The organism is Gammaproteobacteria bacterium CG11_big_fil_rev_8_21_14_0_20_46_22, assembly GCA_002796245.1.
Classification (GTDB): Bacteria; Pseudomonadota; Gammaproteobacteria; order UBA12402; family UBA12402; genus 1-14-0-20-46-22.
In genome coordinates this window covers 58,908-64,412 of sequence record PCWT01000051.1, presented here as the reverse complement: position 1 = coordinate 64,412, position 5,505 = coordinate 58,908, and the positions used below count along the sequence as shown (strand labels likewise).

Sequence of the window (5,505 nt, the reverse complement as noted above, 5' to 3'; positions counted from 1 at the left end):
CGCTGGCAGAAAGATTTTCAGGACTCGCTACGCTCTCCGGAAAATCGCCAGCTACCGCGGGCTGCGCGCCGTCGGCTTCGCCTCTCCCTGGCGCGAGCGAAAGAATTCTTGATCGCTTTTCTAAAAGTGTATTTACTTTTTCCATAAAAAGCTTTTTTGTTTTTTTACGGCGTAAATGAGGGCGCTTCGCAGCAAACAAAGCACAACATGCTGGGGCCTTTAGTGCAGTTATTTCAGTTTTTAGCTCACTTATTCGGGATTGTATTTTTTTTGGCAACCATAGTTGGGTTAGGTATGGTGATTCTACTGGAAAAAAAAGACTGAAGCTGCGGGGTATATTCGTTCTAATTTTCTCTGGAAAAACACGCTGTTGCGTCTTAGGATCCTCAGCTTGTGTCATTGGATCTTCTGCTTCCAGTTCACTATCCAGTTCACTATCCGGTTCACTATCCTGAACATTCTCACTGAGTGTAGTCAGAACAGCAGCAAGCGCAGCCTGTGCAATATTTTCTAGCAAACTTTGTTGCTCTGGCATTTTGTGATAAAAATCAGCGAAAACAAGGCGATGTAATTCTTGTAATCTAGGGCGCCATTTATATGAGCTATCAACGCTAAGATTATTAATCAATGAATAATATTTCTTATATAACTCATTAGCAAAACGATCATCTGCCCGCAACAAGGCATCCTCTATACGACGTTCAGTCGAGCCTTGAGCGAGAAATAATGCTTTCGTAAGAAAAAACACTTTTTCAACCTGTTCTCCAATAGACTGCGTATCTCCAATAGACTGCATAATTGCAGCGCGTAATACCTTATGATCAGGGCCTGCAGGATTAGTCGCCTTGTATAATCGTTTTGCTAATGCGCTACTGATATAACCACATTGCAGTGCTTGCCGGCATTCATTTAATAATTGCTGATTACCTTTACTTAACTTAAGATTACTCGCCACACTCTCTCCAATGGTTATAAAACTAAATCGATAGGCAATATCATAACCACCAAAAATTAGGAAATTCTTAACACTCGGGAAAAATGCTAGGTTTTTTCTGCTGGCACGCTTTCAAAAAATGCCAAGCTGCTGGCAAGATGGAGAATCACGATTTTTGGGGAGTATGCAGTTACTGGCGTAAGTCTTTGAAAAATTGGCTCCTCGAGCAGGACTCGAACCTGCGACCCAATGATTAACAGTCATTTGCTCTACCAACTGAGCTATCGAGGAGCATTGGTAGCGGCAATAATACGCATACTCGTTTTTGGGGTCAAGCGTCTTTTGCCTATTTTTTCAGGTGGTTATCAATCGCCGATTCTATGCGGTCAATGGCCTCGTTGAGCGTGTCCTCGCTCGCAGCATAAGACAAGCGCACATGGTTTTTTAAACCGAAAGCTGTACCCGGCACCAAGGCCACGCGGGCTTCGGCGATGAGAAAGTCACAGAGTGCTAAGTCGTTTTCCAAGTTTAATTGCGTGATCAAATCACTGGCATCAAAGAAGCAATAGAACGCGCCTTCAGCGGGGCGGCAAGATAGGCCGTCGATCGTGTTGATGCGTCGTGTCACTAAATCGTGGCGGGCCTTAAAGGCTTCTCGCATGACGGCAAGGCAAGTTTGATCACCGTTTAGGGCGGCGACCGCTGCGGCTTGCGCAATGGTACAAATACCCGAAGTGGATTGAGACTGGATTTTTTTAGCTTCTTTAATGATTTCTGCAGGGCCTGCCATATAACCAATGCGCCAGCCAGTCATGGCATAGGCTTTAGAAGCACCGTTAATAATCAGTGTGCGATCTTTGAGTGCAGGGCAGGCATTGAGGATATTGCAAAAAGGTTCGTTGGCCCAGTAAATGTGTTCGTAAATATCGTCGCTGATAACGATGATGTCGGGGTGTTCGAGTAACACGCCGCCCAGTTCAGCCAGCTCTTCGTGTGTGTAGGCACTGCCAGTGGGGTTGGATGGGCTGTTGATGAAAAAGGCGCGGGTTTTGGGGGTGATGGCTTTTTGCAGTTGTTCGGCAGTGATTTTAAAACCGCTGGTCAAGCCGGACTCGATAATCACCGGCACGCCGCCGGCCAGTTGTGTCATATCGGGGTAAGAAACCCAGTAGGGCGCTGGAATGATAACTTCATCAGAAGGATTGATTACTGCCTGTAACGCATTGAAAATAGAATGTTTTGCGCCGGCTGACACCAGAATTTCGTCTAGTGTATAGTCCAGTTGATTTTCTCGTTTGAACTTGGCTTGCACGGCTTGTTTGAGCTCGGCTAGGCCATCAACGGGCGGGTAATGGTGCCACTTTTCATTCTTGACCGCGGCGATGGCGGCATGACAAATATGCTCAGGTGTCGAAAAATCAGGCTCACCGATACTCAGGCTGATGATGTCGATACCTTGGGCTTTGAGCTCGCGGGCTTTGGCGGCAGTGGCGATGGTGGCCGAGGGTTTGAGTGAGGTGGCGCGATCAGAAAGTTGCATGCTGTGCTCCTGTTGTTAGAATACCGGTTTTGTTTGAGTAAACTTCATGAAGGCCAAGCCTTTTCACGCCGTGTCCAAGTTTCAGCCGGCTGGCGATCAGCCTAGCGCGATCAATGCGCTTTTGCAAGGTATCCAAGACGGTGAAATGTACCAAACGCTTTTGGGTGTCACCGGCTCCGGTAAAACATTTACCATGGCGAAAGTCATCGAGGCGTGTCAGCGTCCGGCGCTTATTATGGCGCCGAATAAAACTTTGGCGGCACAACTCTATGGCGAAATGAAATCGTTTTTCCCCGATAACGCTGTGGAGTATTTTGTTTCTTACTATGATTATTACCAACCTGAAGCGTATGTGCCATCAAGTGATACGTTTATCCAAAAAGATGCCTCGATCAATGAACACATTGAGCAGATGCGCCTGTCCGCAACGAAGGCGATCCTAGAGCGGCGCGATACGATTATCGTAGCTACGGTGTCAGCAATTTATGGTTTGGGCGATCCGCAGGCGTATTTGAGCATGGTGATGCATTTGCGTCGCGGTGATTTCAGCGATCAGCGTTTTATTTTGCGACGGCTTGCAGAGCTGCAATATGTGCGAAACACCGTGGAATTTTCGCGCGGTACCTATCGTGTGAACGGTGATGTCATCGATATCTTTCCAGCTGAGAATGATCATGAGGCGATACGGGTCGAGTTGTTTGGCGATGAAATTGATTCGATCAGCAGTTTTGATCCACTCACTGGTCGCGTGATTCAAAAACTGCCACGCGTGACGATTTTCCCGAAAACGCATTACGTCACACCTCGTGAGCGTATTTTGAACATGATCGAAGATGTGAAAGACGAGCTTAAAGATCGTTTGGCGTATTTTCGTGAAAACCAAAAATTGGTGGAAGAGCAGCGCCTGCGTGAGCGCACCCTGTATGATATCGAAATGATGTTAGAGCTCGGGTATTGCTCAGGCATTGAAAACTATTCGCGGTATTTGTCGGGCACCGCGCCGGGTGAGCCGCCACCGACCTTGTTTGATTATTTGCCCAGCGATGCGCTGTTATTCATTGATGAGTCGCATGTGACCGTGCCGCAAATTGGCGGGATGTTTAAAGGCGACCGTTCCCGCAAAGAAACCTTGGTGCAATACGGTTTTCGCTTGCCTTCGGCCCTGGATAATCGACCCTTGAAGTTTGAAGAATTTGAAAAACGCTCGCCACAAACAGTCTTTGTGTCGGCCACGCCTAGCGTTTATGAGCGTGAACACTGCCAGGAGATGGTCGAGCAAGTGGTTCGCCCAACGGGTTTGATTGATCCTACGGTTGAAGTACGTCCGGTAGGGTCACAAGTGGATGATCTTTTGTCTGAAATCAAATTGCGAGCCGATAAAAACGAGCGGGTGCTCGTGACCACGCTCACCAAAAAAATGTCGGAAGATTTAACCACGTATTACTTAGAGCAGGGGGTGCGTGTGCGTTACCTGCATTCGGATATCGACACGGTTGAGCGCGTTGAGATTTTGCGCGACCTGCGTTTGGGTAAATTTGACGTCTTGGTCGGTATTAACTTATTGCGCGAGGGGCTGGACTTGCCCGAAGTCTCCTTGGTGGCCATTTTAGATGCCGACAAAGAGGGCTTTCTGCGCTCTGATCGCTCATTGATTCAAACCATAGGACGAGCTGCGCGTAATGTGCACGGCAAAGCGATTTTATATGCCGATAAAATCACAGGCTCCATGCGCCGAGCGCTGGATGAGACCGATCGCCGCCGTGAAAAACAACAAGCCTATAACGAAGCGCATGGCATTACCCCGAAAAGCGTGATCAAAGCCGTGCATGATGTGATGGAGGCCAAAGCTGAAGCCTTGAAGAAAGAAGGCTTATTAAACGATGGTGAAGTGTTGTCAGCGAGCGAATTGGCCGATAAGATAAAACACTTGGAAGAACAAATGTATCAACACGCCGAAAATCTCGAGTTTGAACAAGCGGCTAGTTTGCGCGATGAGGTTGATTATTTAAAAGAGCAATTAAAGGTAATTTAGCGCATGGAGTCTTTATTTCAGTCGGTGGCTTTTTTGCGTGCCCTTCAAAAGCCGGATAAAAAAATCTTACCTAAGTCCATTGAGTTAAGCATGAATGATCAGCGGTTTGCGGCTGATCGTTATGAAGGTGAAGTCACGACCAAGGGCACGATCTTGTTTGTGCATGGCATGACGCCTTACGGCTACCGTGATCCGCGTATGCAAGACTTGGGACGTGCGGCGGCAATGTGTGGTTATCGTGCCGTTATTCCAAATTTTCCGCGTATTCAGCAGGGCCTTATCGAGACGGCTTCGATTGAAGAGATAATTAAAGTTATCCAATGTGTCACCGATGATTATGATCTTGCGCCTTCAGGCACTGTCGGTATTTTTACAGCGTCCTTTTCAGGTTCAATTTGTATCCGCGCGATTGCGCAAGATAGCGTGCGTGATCGTGTGAAAGCCTTGCTCATTATCGGCGGCTGTAATAACCCTTCCGCCTGCTTTGGTGATATTTTACGTGAACCTTCACGTGATCGGTACGCGAAGCTGATCTTGGTTAAGAATTTTGCCAAAGCCGTGGTTGAAGCTGATATTGTGCTCGGGCGTGCGCTATCATGCGCCATTGAAGATGCCTATCAGAATGGTCACAAAAGTAATGCGTATGAGAATTATGTTGCTCACTTGAGTCATGGCGAACGTGACCGCGTTACACAATTTATTCGCCCGATTTTTAAACAGGGTGTTTTACAAGTGGCGCATTACGATCGGGAAATTAAAGGTTTGCACGAAGCCTTTATGCGCTGGTCGAATGTGTCTAATATTGCTGCACGTGTGGTGTTAGTGCACAGCGTTTCAGACAATGTGATTTCACCGGCTGAAAGCCAAGCCTTATTCAAGGAGCTGCAATCGCACGGGGTCGATGCACGATTGGTGATCACGCCGTTGCTGGATCACGCGAATTTTAAATTTCGTCCGAAATACATTATTGACCTTTGCCGTTTGCTCAAAGCGTTCAAT

The 5,505-nt window shown here is 47.4% G+C and carries 2 protein-coding genes, 1 tRNA gene and 2 pseudogenes (2 of these 5 running past the window's edge); 2 read left to right on the top strand and 3 right to left on the bottom strand.

Annotation, left to right across the window (positions count from 1 at the left end):
* The 3 genes and pseudogenes from COV52_07095 to COV52_07085 all read right to left on the bottom strand — a co-directional run.
* Positions 1 to 955 (bottom strand): annotated as a pseudogene (locus COV52_07095) (hypothetical protein); it reaches 89 nt to the left of the window's first position.
* Between the two features lie 194 nt (positions 956 to 1,149).
* Positions 1,150 to 1,225 (bottom strand) — tRNA-Asn (locus COV52_07090).
* Between the two features lie 55 nt (positions 1,226 to 1,280).
* On the bottom strand, positions 1,281 to 2,474 hold the full coding sequence (locus COV52_07085) for an aspartate aminotransferase (protein PIR10802.1): 1,194 nt from the start codon (positions 2,472 to 2,474) through the stop codon (positions 1,281 to 1,283).
* Positions 2,475 to 2,520: 46 nt separating this feature from the next.
* Between COV52_07085 and COV52_07080 the strand changes: the two genes are divergently transcribed.
* Both COV52_07080 and COV52_07075 read left to right on the top strand, forming a co-directional pair.
* Entirely contained in the window at positions 2,521 to 4,506 is a 1,986-nt protein-coding gene (locus tag COV52_07080) for an excinuclease ABC subunit B (protein PIR10801.1), read from the top strand.
* 3 nt (positions 4,507 to 4,509) lie between these two features.
* Positions 4,510 to 5,505 (top strand): annotated as a pseudogene (locus tag COV52_07075) (hypothetical protein); it runs 66 nt beyond the window's last position.

Coding starts and splice junctions, on each gene's coding strand:
- COV52_07085 (PIR10802.1), bottom strand. CDS start 2,474: ATGCAACTTTCTGATCGCGCCACCTCACTCAAACCCTCGGCCACCATC.
- COV52_07080 (PIR10801.1), top strand. CDS start 2,521: ATGAAGGCCAAGCCTTTTCACGCCGTGTCCAAGTTTCAGCCGGCTGGC.